Source organism: Paenibacillus sp. 10L310, from assembly GCF_056395745.1.
On the sequence record NZ_JBFTKC010000008.1, the window covers coordinates 82855 to 102519 of the forward strand.

Here is a 19665-nt window from a genome sequence, read left to right on the forward strand (position 1 = left end):
CACAGCTCCCTTATTATCGAATCGTCTCTTCGAATCATTACCCGCTGACCCAAGGTTCAAACGTAAGCTGTTCAACCAGCCGCATACTACTAGCGAGACCAATTAGCCATTTTCCTCTTCTAATCTGATTACCGTAGCAGTCTAAGCCCATTCAGAATAACCAGAATTGTACTGCCTTCATGACCTACCACACCCAGAGGCAATGCAACGTCTTGGAGGAAGTTACCAACAATCAAAGCCAGAATAACGGTAATGGCAAAAAACATATTCTGTTTCACCGTGCGCTGTGCTCGACGAGCCTGCCCAATCACCCAAGCGATCTCTTCAATGTTATCGTTCATAAGTACCGCATCAGCGACCTCCAGTGCAGTCCCGCTGCCGGACAATCCCATCCCCATACCCACAGTAGCTGCTGCAAGTGCCGGTGCATCATTGACACCATCCCCTACCATCAGCACAGGACCATACTGTTTGCGGAGTGCTTGTACCTGCTTCACCTTATCTCCAGGCAGCAAGTCTGCATAGACCATGTTTACTCCAGTTTCACACGCAACTACAGAAGCTGATCTGGCCCGATCACCTGTTAACATGGCAACTTTTACACCCATCGCTTCAAGCTTTTTCACTGCAGCGGCTGCCTGTGGCCGTACCGTATCCCGCATCGCGATCAGCCCGACCAATTCACCATCAGCCATAACAACGGATACAGTTTTCCCCTCCCCCTCAAGACGGGAGCATACATCACCCCACTCAGAAGATACTTTCACAGGGTTAACATCATGTTCATCTGAATCATCAACGTTAGCGTCCTTTATCTTCTCTGACTGCAACGATTCCATTACATTTGTTTTGCCAATGCTCCAGACCACATCGTTCACAGTTCCTTCGATGCCCCAGCCTGTTAGAGCCTGTACGTGCTCCGCTTCCTGAAGTGTAATGTTCTCCTTGTTCGCCTGATCTACGATGGCACGAGCCAAAGGGTGCATGGACAGGTTCTCAATCGCCGCTACTGCAGCTAACAGCTGGGCACGATCTACATGTTCAGCCGTAATAATATCGGTCACTTGTGGGGTGCCCATGGTCAATGTACCTGTTTTGTCAAAAGCCACAACCCGCGTGCGAGCCATATTCTCCATATGGGCACCACCCTTGAAGAGAATACCACGGCGCGCACTGCTGGACATCGCGGACAACATAACAGGCATGATGGAAGACACCAATGCACAAGGTGAAGCAACCACCAGAAACACCATCGCTTTATAAAATGCCTCATTCCATGTCCAGCCAAGCAGTAGTGGAGTTCCTGCAATCACAAGTAAAGTCACCCCTACAACAATACGTGCGTAAATCCCTTCAAACCGCTCCATAAAACGCTGGGAATCCGGCACTTCTGCCTGCGCTTCTTCCACCATTTTAATGATCTTGCCAAACAGTGACCCTTCAGCCGATTTTGTAACCTCTACGTATAATGCACCCTCCCCGTTTACCGTACCTGCATAGACTTCATCCCCCGCAACTTTGTCCACAGGCAGGGATTCTCCGGTGATGGACGACTGATTGATGAAAGAACTCCCACGGTACACCACGCCATCTGCTGGGATGAGTTCTCCCGGTTTGACCAACAGCAGATCACCCGGCTCCAGATCATCAATAGCCACGAGGTTCATCTGTCCATCCTCAATACGCAGTGCAGTCTCTGGCTTGAGCGCCAGTAAAGATGAGATATCCTTATGACTGCGCTCTGTCGCGTAACTTTCCAATGCACCACTGAGTGCAAAAATAAAGATCAGCATCGCACCTTCATTCCAGTAACCGATGGCTGCTGCCCCAAGGGATGCGGCAATCATCAGCAGGTTTACATCCAGATCACGTTCCTTCACCAGTGTCTCGATACCTTCCTTCGCTTTGGTCCAACCGCCAACGGCATACGCCACAATGTAGAGCATGATGGATAAGGTACCAAAATAAGGTGCAGTTCCCCAGGCAATCAGCATCAACAGCCCGCTGCCCAATGCAGATTGCATCTCTTTATTCTGCACCATGGCTCGAAAATCAGGCTTACGTCCCCGGTTTGGGCCTGGTGTTTGGGATAAGCGCTGTTCCGCTTGTTTCTGTCTGTGTAGTGGTTGATGTATCGCTTGCATATGAATCACGTTCCTTTCGAATGGTAGGTTTGCGGATGAAGAGTCTGCTAAATTCCGCTCCCAAAAATGAAGTTGTATTGAGAATGAGAGCCATTGTTAATGCCCTAAAAATGACACATGCTGCTGCGGGAATCCCGCAGCAGCATGGTTTTGTGAATGATTTTGACATAATCTCGAATGAGAATGATAATCATTTTTGCGCTTATGCAATTGTGTTTACTCAATACAACTTTTAATCAGTATATGCCTGCGATCCACATTTGTAAATGGGCTTTTTTCGATGGATAGTCATACATGCGTGTTCAAAAAGACAAAAAGCCGCTGTCCCGGAGGACAACGGCTTTAACCATCTATTGATATTCATATGACCTGTTTATGGCATATCACTTAAGTGATTGTTTACACATCCACCCAAATGCCATTTACGCGCCTACACTTGATCCCTGACTTGCTTTGATGGCTTGCTCCAGATCATAGATAATGTCTTGAATGTTCTCCGTACCCACAGAAAGACGAATCAACTCCGGATTAACGCCTGCTGCAGTTTGTTCATCTTCGGTCAACTGCGCGTGAGTTGTACTTGCCGGGTGAATAATCAGTGACTTGGAATCGCCCACGTTTGCAAGGTGAGAGAACAGTTTGACACTCTCAATCAACTTGCGACCCGCGTCCGCACCACCTTTGATCCCAAAGGTTAGAATCGCACCCTGCCCTCTTGGCAGATACTTCTGTGCAAGCTCATAAGAACCGTGGCTCGGTAGACCTGCATAACTTACCCAAGACACATCCTCATGTTTCTCAAGGAATTCTGCAACCGCAAGGGCGTTGCTACTATGACGCTCTACGCGCAGATGTAATGTCTCGAGTCCTTGCAGCAACAACCAGGAGTTGAATGGAGAGATCGTTGCACCCAAGTCACGCAGAAGTTGTACACGAGCTTTGATAATATAAGCAATCGGTCCAACCGCTTCCGTATATACAACACCGTTATAACTGGAGTCCGGCTCCGTCAATCCAGGGAACTTGCCACTTGCTTTCCAGTCAAATTTTCCGCTATCCACGATAACGCCACCAATGGATGTACCATGACCTCCAATAAATTTCGTTGCAGAGTGAACGACAATATCTGCGCCATGTTCGATTGGACGAAGCAGGTACGGACTCGGGAATGTGTTATCCACGATCAAAGGAATTCCATGTTCATGAGCGATGGCTGCCACCGCTTCAATATCCAGTACATTCCCCTTTGGATTACCGATCGTTTCGGCATACAATGCTTTCGTTTTCTCCGTAATCGCTGCCCGGAAATTCTCAGGATCACTGGAATCCACAAATTTTACGTCCAGACCCAGTTTCGGCAAAGTCGTCGAGAACAGATTGTATGTACCTCCATACAAACTCGCCGAAGATACGATCTCATCACCTGCACCAGCAATATTCAGAAGTGAAAACGTAATGGCTGCCTGACCAGAAGCTGTAGCCAGCGCTCCAGCTCCGCCTTCCAACGCCGCAATCCGTTGCTCAAACACGTCGGTTGTTGGATTCATCAGACGGGTATAAATGTTGCCAAACTCTTTCAAACCAAACAAGTTAGCTGCATGCTCGGTGTCCTTGAATCCATAGGATGTTGTCTGATACAAGGGCACAGCTCGTGCGTTGGTGGTTGGATCAATCTCCTGGCCTGCGTGAATTGCCAATGTTTCAAATGAAAGCTCACGTTCGTTTGACATAAATCTGAATCCTCCCTCAATATATACGTTCTTTAAGTTCCTGATGTCTTCGCATGGTGGCGTATGTTTTCCATATTCTCTCACAAGATGTCGCATTTGAAAAGAATTATTTCCGATTTTTCCGATAAGAAATATTAAATATGTATATTATCAATTTCTGTACCAAAAAAACCTTTGCACTCGCAAAGGTTTTTCAGCTACTTTGGCTTCGGTATGCAATACCTCATCCTGGGTTTGGTTAGACCCGAACTGCACTCCATACTTCACGCAAATGTTTGGCCGCAGGTACAGCTTCCTCCGCAGTTACGCCTTCAAGTGAAATATCGATATGTGGCTTATACGTTTTTAACAATTCAAAAAATAACGGGTAATCCAGTATCCCTGCCCCAGGTACCGGATTGTACTTCTCTCCCTGTGCATCAAAGGCTACATCTTTGGCATGGATCACAATCATGCGCTGATACAGCGATTCCATCACCTCGCGCAAGAAAGCCCCTTGATCTGCTGCATGTGGTTGTTTGATCAGATTACACGGATCGAACAGCATCCCCAGATTCGATGAAGGAATCTCTTCAAACAAACGTGTCATATGTTCATGGGTATGAAGAGTATGTGTGGACACAGGCTCAATCGCCGCATGCACGCCCCATTTCTCCGCTTCCTCAGCCAACTCCTCAACCGTTTCTTTCAGCACACTCCACGCCTTCTCCTCATATCCATCCGGATGTGTATCCTGATAGGTGTCCAAGCCCCCGGTCTCTGTTGCTACCATGCTGCAACCAAAATCCCGGGCATAACGCAGATGCTCCTTGAATCGATCAATGTCCGCACGTCGTCTTACCGGATCAGGGTCAATCGGATTAATATAACAGCCCAGTACTGCAATCTTCACCCCGCGCTGGGCAAATTGATCTCCAATCTCATTCGCTAGCCCTGGGCTCAGCTTGCCATTCGATGAGTCCACATCGGATAATGCTTTGGCCAGCGCCAGCTGTACGGAATTAAATCCGTTATCCGCAATCGTCTGCGCAAGCTGTGCTGTAGGCTGTTTGCCAAATGTATGTGCCAGGATACCAAGTTTCATCTCACTGCCTCCCTATGCTAATCCGATTATCAAACGATTAACGTGCCATCCAGCCGCCATCGACATTCAGCACATGACCATTCAGATAATCCGAAGCGGCAGATGCCAGAAAGACAACCGGGCCTTTCAGATCTTCAGGTGTTCCCCAACGCCCAGCAGGAATACGAGCTGTAATATCCCGGTACCGATTCTCGTCCGCACGGATCTGGGTAGTATTATCGGTTTCCATATAACCAGGTGCGATACCGTTAATTTGGATTCCCTTCCCTGCCCATTCATTGGCGAGTGCTTTGGTTAAACCGGCAACGCCATGTTTACTGGCTGTATACCCTGGCACGTTGATCCCACCTTGATAGGACAACATGGATGCAATATTAATGATTTTGCCACTTCCGCGTTCAATCATATGTCTGCCTGCCAATTGGCTTAGGAAAAATACAGTGTTCAGGTTCAGACCAATTACATCATGCCAGTCCTGCACTGCATGATCAGCCGCAGGTGTGCGACGAATGATTCCGGCATTGTTGACGAGAATGTCAATTCTGCCCTGGAACGCAAGCGCCTGTTCGAACACAGCCGACAACTCATCTTCACGACTTAAATCCGCTTCAATCACATAAGCTTTGCGTCCGAGTGCTTCGATGGCACTTGCCGTTGCCGCAGGCTTGGAATAAGAGACCAGCACCACATCAGCACCTGCTTCTGCCAAACCAATGGCCATCCCTTGTCCAAGTCCTCCCGAGGTACCTGTCACCAATGCAACTTGTCCGCTTAAATCAAATGGGTTCATGAATGATTCCTCCGCATGGTTTTGATATGCAATCCTTAGATCCGTCCGTTCTTTAATGCCGTGAATAATGAATGAGGTTAACTTTGATAATCCACTGTGACACCGCTCTGCTCGTATAAGGCAGCCGTCTCTTCATCCAAACGACTATCGCTGATAATATAGTCCAGTTGCGAACACTGGGCGAAAGTTCGCAGTGCAAATTGTCCGAATTTATAATGATCCACAACGCCGTATACTTGCTGCGAGGCAGATATCATTGCTTTTTTTAAAGGAACCAGATCTCCCGTGTATATGGATAATCCAAATTCCGGATGAAGGGCTGTCGTGGATATAAAGGCTTTATGAATGTTAAGACTGGATATAAATGCAGCCGTATCATCCCCAACCAGCATATTCCGTACACGCGCCCCGCCAGGCACAACCAGTCGCACTTGCTCCTTTTTGGTCAACTCCGCAATGATGAATAGATCATTAGTCACCACCGTCAGCGGTTGATTATCGAGACGTTTGGCCATCTCTAGCGTAGTGCTGCCACCATCGAGAGCAACGATATCTCCAGGTCGAATGTAAGCAAGGGCACGTTCAGCAATCTCCGTCTTCTCCGAATGATGCTTCTCGGTAACTCCGCGGCTATTCAAGATGCCATACTGGTCATTCTGAGCCAGCATAGCACCACCATGGACACGTACGAGCAGTCCCATACTCTCCAACTTGTCGAGATCCTCTCGCACAGTCTTCCCCGTCACCTGCAACAACTCACTCAGATCACTGACGGTTACTTCCTGGCGTTCCAGCAGAGCCTCCATAATTTTTTCATGTCTTTTCAATGGATTCATCATAATCAACTTCCTATATTACCTGAGTTAAATGGTAGTTTCGCACTTACACTTCGGGTACAGAAAACCTTCCGATCACTCTTATCCCCATATTTCCTTTGATCCCTTATTTAAAGGGAGAAATCTGGTGATAAAGGCGCACGCTTCGCTTCTTCTGGTCCTTTCTGTACCCTCCGTTCTAGTGTCTACCCTGTCAATTTAACTCAGACATCTGTAATTTATTATTTCAGGTCTTTCATCGCTACGCCGTCCATATCTTCGAACGTCTGGTTCTCACCAGCCATCGCCCAACAGAAGGTGTAATTGCTTGTACCCACACCACTGTGAATGGACCAGCTTGGGGAAATGATCGCCTGACGGTCGCGTACAACCAGATGACGTGTTTCGTTTGGCTCACCCATCATATGGAATACAACACCGTCTTCAGGCAAGTTCCAGTACAAGTATACTTCGGAACGGCGGTTATGGGTATGTGCAGGCATCGTGTTCCACATGTTACCCTTGTTGAGTTCGGTAATGCCCATCACCAACTGACAACTCTGAATTCCACCTTCTCCTTGGTGAATGTAACGATAGATCGTACGCTCATTGGATGTTTCGATGCTACCCAGATGATTCGGCTGAGCTTGTTCTTGCGTTGCTTTAACTGTTGGATAGGTGTGATGAGCCGGTGTGGATACAAAATAGAATTGGGCAGGTTGAGCCTTGTCACTGCTTGTGAACACAACTTCCTTCACACCTCTACCGATGTAGAGACATTCCTTCGCTCCAATCTCATAACCTTGTCCGTCCGCTGTCACTGTTCCGTGACCACCGACATTAATGATACCGATTTCACGACGCTCCAGGAAAAAGTTCGTTCCGATATCTTTCAGGTTCACTTCAAGGGTAATGTCCTTGCTCTCAGGTACAGCCGTTCCCACAATATAACGATCCACATGAGAATACACCGTTACCAATTCATCGGTTGCAAACAGTTGCTCCATCAAAAATTCCTCACGCAGGCGAGATGTATCATACGTTTTCACTTCATTGGGATGTGTAGCATAACGATTTTCCATTATTAATCCATTCCTTTCGTCATTTAAATTAGTTGGGATTGAGTTTGATAATGTTCATATAAGTTCATTTTAGTTCATTATGTATCTTTTGTGTACCTTTATTTTTGAAAAAGTAATTTATGTGATAATGAGCTTAAGACTTTTTTCCAAGTCTTATGTACTACTGTATTAAGAGAACCTTCCCCTCGATACCCGATTCAGCCGCTGTAATAGCCTGTTGTACATTCGTTAGTTCATACGTCGCCCCAATGTTTGCCATGACAAGTCTCCCTGCTCTGACCAGCTCCATCACCTCATGAAATACCTGTTCCCAGCGTTCTTGCGAACAGCGTTCCACCCAATGTTTTAACCAGAAAAGTTTCACATGAACTTGTGTTCCCCGGGTTACTTCATGCCATAACGGTGTGATCCCCGAAAGCAGTCCTACACTGATGACCGTCCCATTTGGTTTAAGGCAACTCACCAATTGTTCCCCGTCTGTCCCTCCAATACAATCCACGGCAGCATCAGCACCGTATCCCTCTGTTAATTCCGTAATTCTAGACTGTAGCAACTCTTTCGTCGTATTGATAACAGAAACTGCTCCAAGACGATACAGTTCAGCAGTATGACGATCATCTCTCGTAAGCGCAATCAATTTAAATCCATAAATTTTTGAGATCTGTGCAAAGATTCGCCCGATTGCAGATCCCCCTGCATTCACAATCAGGGTATCACCATACGTAAGCTTAAGCACCTCTGTACAGATCAACCAAGCCGTAACCGGATTAATATAGAGCTGGCTGGCTGAGTGATCATCGATATCATTCGGCACAATAATTGTATGTCGCTCCAAAGTCTTCACGACGTCCTGCCAAGTATTCTCGCCTTTTAGTGGCAAGACGCGGCGCCCCAACATTTGATTGGATACTCCCAATCCTACTGCTTCTACTATCCCCATACCCTCAAACCCGGGAACAGCTGGTAATCGGGTACGATGCGGGTAAGCTCCTCGAACAGGAATAATATCGGAGGGATTAATAGGCCGAGCATACATCCTCACTGCTAATTCACCGGGTCCAGGGGGTATCACATCTTTTTCTTCCATACATAACACTTCACTTGGTTCGCCAAAACGATAATAACGGATTACCCTTGCTTTCATTGGTACATCTCCTAAAATAATTTTTCTAAAATTTCTCTAACTAAAATATTGAATATATTTCCAGAGTGTATGACAATAGTATCACTGGTAAATTATTTCATAAACGACTTATTAAGATATAATACAACTTTTTCATTAAAATATGCGATAACTTCTGATTCGAAAAAAAGAGCCCCACAACCTTGAATTCCAAGGTCGTGAAGCTCTTCATCATGTGAATTAATGTGCAACAGCGTTGTTAAGCATGATCCAGATCGAACCAATCACGATAGTCATCATAATCAGTAATCCGAAAATAAGTGCCATCACATTCCAGCGTGGTTTCCCTGTTTCACGGATATGCATGAAGAAGAAGAGTTGAACCACAAACTGAAGTGCTGCTGTACCAAGAATCACAACGAGTGTTCCTGTTTTGCCCATCATGTCGTTCAAAACCACCACAAGTGGAATGATTGTCAGTACGACGGACAGAATGAAGCCGATGACATAAGACTTCAGTGAGCCATGTTGTTCATGGCCGTGGGAATCATGTGAGTTGTGCTCTGCCATCTACATCACCCCCATGAGATAGACGATCGACAGGAGGAAAATCCATACGACGTCCAAGAAGTGCCAGTACAAACTGATGACGTTGATTTTACCGCGAGTAACATCAGTAATACCACGTTTTTTCAGTTGTAACATAAGTCCAATCATCCAGATCAGACCAAGCGATACGTGAAGTCCGTGAGTTCCCACAAGGGTGAAGAATGCGCCAGAAGCAGCACTCGTTGTAAAGCTGAACCCTTCGTGAATCAACTCAATAAACTCATATACTTCCAGTGCGATAAAGCTTGCACCCAGAACGGCTGTAACTGCCAGCCAACTGATTAATTGTTTTACTTTGCCTTGATTCATCGCCAGTACGGCTAGTCCGCTCGTGAATGAACTTGTGAGCAAGATAAACGTTTCGGCAATAACACCAGGCATTTTGATCAATTCAGACAAAATCGGTCCGCCCGCCGTATTGTCACGCAACACAATGAAGGTTGCGAACAATACGGAGAACAGGATAACGTCGGAAATCAGGAAGAACCAGAAACCGAGAATTTTCATTTCCTGTGGATCATGATGTCCATGGTCGTGACCATGTGCATGATTCTCACCGTGCTTAGCGGCTGCTTGAGCCATCTATACCGACCCCCTTAACGACGCTTCGGTACGTTTAATTTCGTCGACCGGAATGTAATAATCCGTATCATATGAGAATGAACGGGCGATCATACAGATCCCTACGCCAGCGAGTCCGAGAATTGCCATCCACAACCATCCGAATACAAAGCCGAAACCGGCGATGAACCAGAAGACAGACATGATGAACGGAATTCCAGAGTTCTTCGGCATATGAATCGGCTCAAGCGGTTGCTCTGCCGGATAGATGCCTTTGGCACGACGTTCTTTCTCTTCCCACCACTCATCAATATCATCTCCGCGCGGTGTAACGGCGAAGTTGTATTCAGGAGCTGGTGAAGGAATTGACCACTCCAGCGTACGGCCATCCCATGGATCGGCGGAAGCTTTGAGTGATTTGTATTTGCGAATACCGTCTGCGATTTGTGCAACTTGGAACAGGAATCCGACACCCATCAGGAATGCCCCGATTGTGGATACGAAGTTCAGTTCCCACCAGCCAGTATCCCAGCCGTATGTGCTCAGACGACGTGTCATACCCATTAGACCGACAGCGTACTGCGGCATGAAGCAGACATAGAAACCAATATTCCAAGTCCAGAATGCCCATTTGCCCAGTTTCTCTTCGAGTTGGAAACCGAACATTTTAGGCCACCAGTAGTACAGACCTGCGAAGTATCCGAAGACAACTCCACCGATCAATACTTGGTGGAAGTGGGCAATCAGGAAGTAACTGTTGTGGAACTGGAAGTCAGCAGGAGCAACGGATAACAGAACGCCTGTCATACCCCCGACAATAAAGCACGGGATAAAGGCAAGTGTCCACATCATCGGAGTCGCCATGCGAATCCTTCCTCGATACATGGTAAACAGCCAGTTGAATATCTTAACCCCTGTTGGAATAGCAATCAACATCGTAGTTACGGCGAAGAATGCATTCACGTCTGCTCCGGAACCCATCGTGAAGAAGTGATGCGCCCATGTGAAGAAGGACAGGAAGCTGATGATCAACATCGCGAATACCATCGATTTGTAGCCAAACAGTTTTTTCCGAGAGAAGGTACTTACAATCTCGGAGAACACACCGAATGCCGGCAAGACGACAATGTATACCTCAGGGTGACCCCACATCCAGATCAAGTTGATATACATCATTGGGTTACCGCCCAGATCAAGTGTGAAGAAATGCGCCCCGGCAAACCTGTCGAGGAATAACAATGCAAGTGTCACAGTCAAGATCGGGAAAGCAAACAAGATAATGATACAAGTGGAGAATACCGACCATGTGAACATCGGCATTTTCATCCATCTCATGCCTGGCGCACGCATTTTAATGATGGTAACCAGGAAGTTGATACCGGTAGCCAAGGAACCGATACCCGATATCTGTATACCCCATATATAGAAGTTCTGTCCTACCCCCGGACTGTGTGACAGCTCCGATAGAGGCGGATAACTCAGCCATCCTGCATCCGGTGAACCACCGATAACAAATGACAGGTTAAACAGCATTGCTCCCAGGAAGAATAACCAGAAGCTCAGTGCATTCAGGAACGGGAACGCAACGTCCCTTGCTCCGATCTGTAATGGCACGATAACGTTAAATAGACCAAACATAAATGGCATCGCCATGAACAAGATCATGATCGTACCGTGAGTTGTAAAGACCTGATTATAATGCTCAGGATTCAGAAATTCATTGTTAGGCATAGCTAGCTGAAGGCGCATCATTAGCGCATCCACACCACCACGGAACAACATGATAATGGAAGCAATGATATACATGATACCGATCTTTTTGTGATCGACAGTCGTTAACCAGTTACGCCAGAGCCAGCCCCATTTTTTGAAATAAGTTAGCACCGCTACAATAGTAATCATGGTAATTCCGATAGCTACCATCGCACCATAAATGAGCGGATCACCGGTTACGAAAAACTCCGATGCAAACTCTTTAAGTCCCTCTAACATTGGGGGCCTCCTTTCGAATCTTTAGTTAGCACTCTCGTCCTCGTCTTGATTGGACGTATCAGTTGCATTTTGAATGGCTCCAGAAGCTTCTTTTGAAGTTCCATGCTTACTGTGAGCACTTTGACCATCTACTACATACTTGGTCACAATATTTTGGAACAATCCTTCTGGGAAGGCAGAATAATAAGCAACGTTGCTTGTGCCTGGCTCAGCCAGTGCTTTGTAACCTTCTGTAGTCAACGCCTGAGAACTCTGTTTCACTTCAGCTACCCAATTGTCAAAATCTTCGTCCGATGTAGCATTCACATCAAAACGCATTTCTCCAAAATGCTCACCTGTGAAGTTAGCGCCTGAACCCCAGTACTTGCCTTCATGATCTGCCTGCAGATACAAGGTCATCGCCATACCCGACATCGTATAAATCTGTCCTCCAAGTTGCGGAATCCAGAATGAGTTCATCGGTGAATCCGCAGTGAGTTCAAATTTCACGGGCCGGTCTGCCGGAATATTCAACGTATTAACCGTTGCAATTCCTTGTTCTGGATACATAAACAGCCATTTCCAGTCCAGTGAAGACACTTGGATGGTAATTGGTGCTTTCTCGTGAGCCAACGGCTTCGAAGGTTCCAAAACATACGTGTAACGAATCGTTACAATTGCAAGTATTCCAATAATAATAATTGGAATGGTCCACCATACAACCTCCGCTTTGGTGCTATGAGCCCAGTTAGGTTCATATGCTGCTTTGTTGTCCGGTTTCTCACGGTAACGCCATACGATTACGGCAGCCAAAATGAGTACTGGCACAATAATGACAGCACACAAAATTGTCGAGATGACAATCAAATCTCTCTGCGAAGCGCCAATTGGCCCCTTCGGATCCAGAACAACGTACTGTCCGCCTGCCAGCATTGGCCAGACAATCAATGCAATTGTAACCAACGTCAGGACAACCGGAATGATAATCCGGATTAGCGACCTAGGTTTCTTGTTCATTTTGATCCCCTCTCCTTAAATTCGCTCATACTGAAAAATCAGTATACTACTCTCTTCCTACTAAAGATATCAGAAATGAACAACTTTTTTGTTCTTGTTAACAAATTTGTCGATTTTACACCTTAAATGTGTGAATTTTTTCTCACAAATCGCTTGCATGCTTGATATTTGTACTTCGTAATCTTTACACATCAAGTCACAAAATAAAACCCTTTGCAGTCCCGTTGAACAGTGTCAACGAATCCGCAAAGGGCTTTATTGACTGGATTCCGGGAACTCATCCAGTCTTATTATGAACGAATTAACGCAGGATTATAATCAATCAGCGCCTTCGTCTTCCCGGCGTGTATGAACAAGGCCAATCGCTTTGGCAATAACGTAAATAAACACACTACCTACAAGGAATCCAATACCAACCATCAAGCCAAGATTACGATCATTAAATTCGTTCAGATTGATCAGACACATGATCACTCCCGTAATGAGTGCGACCCATGCCAGAACTGTCATCGTCAAGACGGCGCGCCGCATATTTTTGTCTTTGCGCTCCAATTGGCTAACCATTGCTGTCTTCGATGCCATAGTAAACACTTCCTTTTCCCTTTTTGTAAGTGCTTTCCTTATACCAATATACCACATCAGTATGATTTTTAGTCAACAAATGTTCAAATTTTATTCGCAATTTGGACACTTTATTTTCATTTCGACCATTGACAAAACATTATTAAATTCTTTCATACTTCTTATAACCCAAAAAACGTCTCTTCATAACAGGAACTGCACTTGACCTTATGAAACCTTTATGAACTACTCCTTTCCAACGGTAAAAACACAAAAAAAGACGGCACATTGGAATACTCCAATGTTACCGTCGTTCTCAGCTTTAATAAGGGAACCATATATAATGAGGACCTGCTTTACCCTTGAAACCTGCCACCCAAACTATTGGGGATTATGTTCGTTCCGTGTCTCCAACCAATTATTCTTGATAACGTTCTGATACCAGTAATAACTCTCCTTCGGTGTTCTCACGAGTGAACGATAGTCCATATGAACAAGACCAAAACGCATACGGTAGCCTTCTGCCCACTCGAAATTATCCATCAGTGACCATGCCATGTACCCTTTCAGGTTAATGCCGTCATTAATGATGCGGTGAATTTGAGCCAAATGCTGCTCATAATATGAAATCCGGCGATCATCGTTAATTTTTCCGTTTTCCAGGTCATCATTGATGCAGGCACCATTCTCTGTGATATATACATCCACATTGCCGTACTTTTGCAAGTAATGCATAAATTCATACAAACCACGTGATTCTACGGGCCAGCCAATATCAGTTTTGGTGAGGCCCATATCAACTTCTTCCGATTGCAGAGCACCTGCCTCCGGATTGAAGCGATTGATCCCCATCGTGTAATAGTTAATGCCGAGCAGATCGATCGGTTGCGAGATAATCTCCATATCGCCTTCCTGAATTGGCACAGTAGCCCCCGCTTCTGCAAACCAATCCACCATAAACTGCGGATATGAACCTTTGTAGATTGGATCAAGGAACCAATCGGTATTAAGCGCAATTGATCGGTCACACGCAGCTTGGTCCTCGGGAGATTTGCTGTACGGCTCAGCCCAGCACACGTTCGGAGCAATACCAATCTGACCGGTTGTTCCCAAGCGACGGAAAGATTGAACGGCTTTACCATGAGCAACCAGTAATCCATGTGCCACATTAATAGAAGTTTGCAGGTCTTTGTTTCCTGGCGCATGAATCCCCAGAAGGTTCGACAGGAACGCGATACACCATGGTTCGTTGAATGTCAGCCAGAAGTTGATTTTGCCCGAGAATTCTTTGAAAATCACTTCCGCATATTTCACAAAAGCATCCACAGTTCTGCGGTTGCCCCAGCCTCCGTCATCCTCCAGCGTTTGCGGAAGATCCCAGTGATACAGTGTGAGGAACGGTTCAATTCCAGCTGCGATTAATGCATCCACGAAGCGGTGGTAGAAGTCCAGACCTTCCCGATTGATCTCACCATCTCCGTCAGGAATAATACGCGGCCACGCAATGGAGAACCGGTACGTATTAATCCCGAGTTTCTTCATTAGTTCGATGTCTTCCTCGTAACGGTGGTAACTGTCACATGCGACATCCCCATTGTCTCCGTTATATACCTTGCCAGGTGTGCGCGCAAACGTATCCCAGATGGATACCCCGCGTCCACCTTCCTGTGCAGCTCCTTCTATTTGATAGGAAGCTGTTGCTGTTCCCCAGCGAAAATCTTGCGGAAATTTAAAAATCGTCATGGTTGGCTCCTCCGTCTCATAATGACACGCGGATCGTCTGTCCTGCGGTCATGGTTAAAATAATTACATAATCGCCCTGAGGCGTAAGCTCTGCCTTGGCTTGTTCGTTTCCTTCCACACGCAGCGGATAAGCACTGCGAACGGTCAGCGTGTCACTTCGTTCTGCTTTGATGACTGCTGACGCAAGCTTGTTGTCCGCCCATGTTATTCCCACTGTATAACTACCTCTTGCACGAAGCCCTTCAACTCGACCTTGAGTCCAGAGTTCAGGCAGTGCCGGCAGTAAATGTAACTCGTTCAAGTGACTCTGCAACAACATCTCGGCTATTCCAGCCGTGCCTCCAAAGTTACCATCGATCTGGAACGGCGGATGATCGTCAAACAGATTCGGATGTGTGGATCGGGCCAGCAAGGTGCGCACAAATTGATGTGCCTGGCTGCCATCCAGCAGTCGTGCATACAGATTGATCAACCATGCACAGCTCCATCCTGTATGCCCACCACCTTGTGAGATACGACGTTCAAGCGATACCCTTGCAGCTTCCACAAGTTCTGGTGTGTGCACTCGATTGATCTGCTCTCCCGGATACAGTCCATACAGATGGGAGACGTGACGATGCCCTGGCTCGGATTCGGCAAAATCCTTAAACCACTCCAGCAATTGTCCTTCGCTTCCAATTCGGAATGGATAGAGTTTCTCCAGAGCCTCACTCCACTCGCTTGCCAACGACTCATCTATATTTAGTTGCTTCGAGGCCTCAATACAGCGGCTGAACAGTTCACGAATTAACGTCATATCCATCGTTGAAGCCATGGATATACTGCGTGCCTCCCCAGCATCTGTGAGAAACTTATTCTCTGGTGAAGTGGATGGAATCGTAACCAGATAACCATCGGGCCCTTCCACCAGCCAATCGAGACAGAACAGCGCCGCCTCTTTCATGATGGGATACGCACGTTCCTCAAGAAAACGCTGATCCCCGGTAAATTGGTAATGCTCCCATAGATGCGAGGTCAGCCACACGCCACCCATCGGCCAAAAAGCCCAGCTTGCATCTCCACCTGTCGGTGTAGAGGTTCTCCAGATATCCACGTTATGATGGGCAGTCCATCCACGGGCTCCATACAGAATCCGCGCCGTTCTTCGTCCTGTATCACTGAGATCGGTCAGCATATCAAACAGTGGCTCATGACATTCACTGAGATTACAGACTTCCGCTGGCCAGTAATTCATCTCCGTGTTGATGTTGATCGTGTAGTCACTGTGCCATGGCGGCTCTACCTGATGATTCCAGATTCCCTGCAGATTGGCAGGCTGGCTGCCCGGACGCGAACTAGCCATTAACAGATATCTTCCATATTGAAAATAAAGTGCCTCCAGTCCAGGGTCTTGTTGCCCTGCCTGATAAGCCTGCAGCCGCTCATCTGTAGGTAATTCGCCGTTAGCCGATACCCCTAAATCAATAGAGACTCTGTTAAACAACGCGCTATGATCCTGAATATGTCGGTCACGAAGCGCTTCCGCGCCATGTGTGGTCGCTTTGGAGATCATCTCCTTGCATTCCTCTTCCAATACAAGATGATCCTTCACAGGTAACACATCGTAACTCTCAAAGGAGGTAGCCGCTGCCAGATAAAACACAACCTGATCAGCACCCAGAATATGTAACTTGCCTTCCAGATTGGAGACCTTCACCTGGTCACCAGATGCCGTAAATGCTAGACGGACAGCATAAGCCGTTCCCCGATCCTCTTCATAGAGAACGGATTCCGGGTGATCTCCGAAGTAATTGGACTCCACATGACTTGGGCACCGACTGAACATGGTTAGAGCATCTCCCGAAGTCTCAACGCGATAAGGATGGGGACTGTCTAGCGTAACACTTACACTCACAGCGCCCTTCTGATCAGCAGTTAATGTGCAGACCATCAGATCATCCGAAGCACTTGAATACACTTCACGTACGTATTGAGTTCCTTCCAATGAGTAGGTTGAGGTTGCAATACCCGATTCCAGATCAAGCTCCCGTTCAAATGCATCATATGAAAGATCTTCCAGACCCTCATGGTGCAATAGAAAATGACCCATCGGCTGGTAAGCCTCCACATCACGACCAAGCATTTCACGGTTCAACAAATCCTCAGCTTCACCATACTGCCCAGACATGATCAACTCTCGCGTCTGCTTCAAATACCGCTGACTGCTGTATTGAATCGTATCCCGTGGAAACCCTGACCATAATGTATCTTCATTGAGCTGAATTCGTTCATCTGCTGCGCCACCGTACACCATGCCTCCAAGACGGCCGTTTCCGATGGGCAATGCTTCTTCCCAGCGTTTTGCCGGTTGTTGATACCATAGACGATTGATTTTAGGTTGGTTATTGTGTTGGGACATGATTAGCTCCTGTTCCTGAATAAGCTGTATATTTCTTATGTTATAAAACGTTTTCGGTAAGTGCTTACAATAATAAAATTATATGTGATTTCAAAATTTGCGTCAATGCAAATCATCACATCATTCCACAAAAAAAAGGCCCCGTATAGGGCCCTTTCCTTGTGTAACCATGGATCACAGACAATCCATATTATTTTACGTCTTTTCCTGTCCACAGAGAGACACGTTCCTTAACCCAAACCGTAAATTGTTTCTCCATTTCAACTGCACCCGCTTTGTCCAAATCAGCCAGTAAAGCATCATAGGTTGCATCAAAGTTTGCTGGTGTAGTCAGAACAGCTTCCGGAATCCGTTTACGGATGATATCCTGCGTTTTCTGGAACGTTACCTCATAGTCTGTACCGGAAGGTACGGACATGTTATACGCTGCGCCCCAATCCTTAACTGGCAGATCTTCTTCAGCCGGATAGAACTCTTTCCAAGTCGTGATACCGTAAGCTTTCAGCGTTTCTTTCTCTGCAGCCGTGTAACCAGCTACAATCTGCTCAGGGAAGTTTGTTGTGTAATAGTTATCCGTAGAATCTTTTACACCATCACCGTATCTTGCGCTAAATATGTTATACATCCCAATTCCTGTTTCCTTGCTGAAATTGGAGTTGTCATTCGTTTTGCGGTCCTGTACGTCATCTGGAATCACGCGTTTACCATCTTCTACGTTGTAATGTTCACCTTCGATACCCCAGTTTCTCAGAACTTGTCCTTCATCGGAAGCAAGCCAATCCATGAATTTGATGATACGCACTGGATCTTTGGCCGAAGTTGTAATCCCGATGCCATAACCGTCAAATCCGGCTGGTTGGAACGTGTGATCCACAATCTCATCGTTAAGTGATACAGAGAAGTGAGCGTATGTGGCATCATCCTTACCAGATGATTTAAGCGCGTTCTCCGCTTCTTGATAGTTCCACTCTTGGTCAATCAGACCGAGGACACGGCCACTGGCAATTTTGGACTTGTATTGGTCATCCTTTTGAACAAAGGCATCTTTGTCCAGTAGGCCTTCATTGTACATTTTATTCAACCAGCGGAAATATTCTCTTTCCTCTGGACGTTTATAGTGCAATTTGGCTTCATACGTTTCAGGGTCAATGTAATATTCACCATCATCCGGTGCACCTGTTGCCTGGAAAGCCGGGTTCGTTACCGTGATCATGATTTTCCAATCATCTGCATTCAATGTTAATGGAATGGTTGGTTGACCATCAATGGTTGGATGTTTTTCATAATAGGCTCTAAGTACATTCTCGTAATCCTCAAGTGTCTTCACTTCAGGATATCCGAGCTCTTTCAATACTCTTTGCTGAATTTCAAATCCACCTGTAGCGTCAAACGTAACATTATCAACACCCATATTGGTTGGAATGGTATAGATCGCTTGATCTTCCAAACTGTATTTCAAACGGTTCATCTGTTCCCCATAGATTTTTTTCAGATTGGGAGCATGCTCCTCAATCAGATCCGTGAGATCCAGCATCGCGCCTGCATCCACAAGCTTAGATAAGTTACCTTTAGGGTAGATCATATCAGGAAAGTCACCACTGGCAGCCATCAGTGCAATCTTCTGGTTACCACCATCGTTTACATCATATTCAGCTTCAATTGTCACGCCTGTTTGTTCCGTAATCTTTTTACCAACAGCATCTTGCATCTTGTTCCAGGTCGGACTAGCATCCCCCCCGAAGAACGTAACTGTAATTGGTTCGGTACCGCTGGACTCTGTAGTCTCTTTGGTTCCCGAATTCCCACAACCAGCTGTAACCAACATTGCACTTGCGAGCATCAACATTGCAAACGTCTTGGGTGTATTGCCTTTCATTTTGCCTCTCATTGTCTAGTTCCCCCTATTATTTATGAAGGTTTTATCTGTATAACAGGCTTTATGCCTGAGGATACCACTTTTTTTGAATGCGCTTTCGGTATCGTTCATTCCGACGTGTTCACTAAAGCTGACGTTTCGATTCTGCAAAAAGAAAGATT

The 19665-nt window shown here is 46.3% G+C and carries 15 protein-coding genes; all 15 read right to left on the bottom strand.

What is annotated here, in order from left to right; translation table 11 throughout:
* Positions 1–128: 128 nt before the first annotated feature.
* Entirely contained in the window at positions 129–2144 is a 2016-nt protein-coding gene (locus tag AC1DE7_RS18305) for a heavy metal translocating P-type ATPase (protein WP_477534927.1), read from the bottom strand.
* Positions 2145–2566: 422 nt separating this feature from the next.
* Positions 2567–3874 (bottom strand): homocysteine synthase, encoded by a 1308-nt coding sequence (locus AC1DE7_RS18310; protein WP_477534928.1) that lies wholly within the window; start codon positions 3872–3874, stop codon positions 2567–2569.
* Between the two features lie 238 nt (positions 3875–4112).
* Complete coding sequence (locus tag AC1DE7_RS18315; protein WP_036606923.1) at positions 4113–4958, bottom strand: sugar phosphate isomerase/epimerase family protein; 846 nt, start codon at positions 4956–4958, stop codon at positions 4113–4115.
* A gap of 37 nt (positions 4959–4995) precedes the next feature.
* The gene (kduD, locus tag AC1DE7_RS18320) at positions 4996–5748 is read right to left on the bottom strand and encodes a 2-dehydro-3-deoxy-D-gluconate 5-dehydrogenase KduD (protein WP_036606921.1); all 753 of its coding nucleotides are present in this window, start codon (positions 5746–5748) and stop codon (positions 4996–4998) included.
* A 77-nt stretch (positions 5749–5825) separates the two neighbouring features.
* A complete protein-coding gene (locus AC1DE7_RS18325; protein WP_282322274.1) occupies positions 5826–6584 on the bottom strand; it encodes a DeoR/GlpR family DNA-binding transcription regulator in 759 nt (252 codons plus the stop codon).
* Between the two features lie 221 nt (positions 6585–6805).
* Positions 6806–7645: a 5-dehydro-4-deoxy-D-glucuronate isomerase gene (gene kduI, locus AC1DE7_RS18330; protein ID WP_477534929.1), complete on the bottom strand. Its 840-nt coding sequence runs from the start codon at positions 7643–7645 to the stop codon at positions 6806–6808.
* Between the two features lie 160 nt (positions 7646–7805).
* Positions 7806–8789, bottom strand: coding sequence for a zinc-dependent alcohol dehydrogenase family protein (locus AC1DE7_RS18335; RefSeq protein ID WP_127546593.1), 984 nt, complete (start codon positions 8787–8789; stop codon positions 7806–7808).
* Positions 8790–9008: 219 nt separating this feature from the next.
* Positions 9009–9338, bottom strand: a complete 330-nt coding sequence (gene cyoD / locus AC1DE7_RS18340; RefSeq protein WP_017692224.1) for a cytochrome o ubiquinol oxidase subunit IV — start codon at positions 9336–9338, stop codon at positions 9009–9011.
* Positions 9339–9959: a cytochrome o ubiquinol oxidase subunit III gene (gene cyoC, locus AC1DE7_RS18345; RefSeq protein WP_036606911.1), complete on the bottom strand. Its 621-nt coding sequence runs from the start codon at positions 9957–9959 to the stop codon at positions 9339–9341.
* On the bottom strand, positions 9960–11930 hold the full coding sequence (locus tag AC1DE7_RS18350; RefSeq protein WP_405157955.1) for a cbb3-type cytochrome c oxidase subunit I: 1971 nt from the start codon (positions 11928–11930) through the stop codon (positions 9960–9962).
* Positions 11931–11951: 21 nt separating this feature from the next.
* Positions 11952–12926, bottom strand: coding sequence for a ubiquinol oxidase subunit II (gene cyoA / locus AC1DE7_RS18355; protein ID WP_076253565.1), 975 nt, complete (start codon positions 12924–12926; stop codon positions 11952–11954).
* Between the two features lie 318 nt (positions 12927–13244).
* Positions 13245–13508, bottom strand: a complete 264-nt coding sequence (locus AC1DE7_RS18360) for a hypothetical protein (RefSeq protein WP_036606904.1) — start codon at positions 13506–13508, stop codon at positions 13245–13247.
* 360 nt (positions 13509–13868) lie between these two features.
* Complete coding sequence (locus tag AC1DE7_RS18365; protein ID WP_127546597.1) at positions 13869–15230, bottom strand: GH1 family beta-glucosidase; 1362 nt, start codon at positions 15228–15230, stop codon at positions 13869–13871.
* A 16-nt stretch (positions 15231–15246) separates the two neighbouring features.
* Entirely contained in the window at positions 15247–17628 is a 2382-nt protein-coding gene (locus AC1DE7_RS18370) for a glycoside hydrolase family 95 protein (RefSeq protein ID WP_477534930.1), read from the bottom strand.
* A gap of 190 nt (positions 17629–17818) precedes the next feature.
* Positions 17819–19516 (bottom strand): ABC transporter substrate-binding protein, encoded by a 1698-nt coding sequence (locus AC1DE7_RS18375; RefSeq protein ID WP_373865015.1) that lies wholly within the window; start codon positions 19514–19516, stop codon positions 17819–17821.
* Positions 19517–19665: the final 149 nt, after the last annotated feature.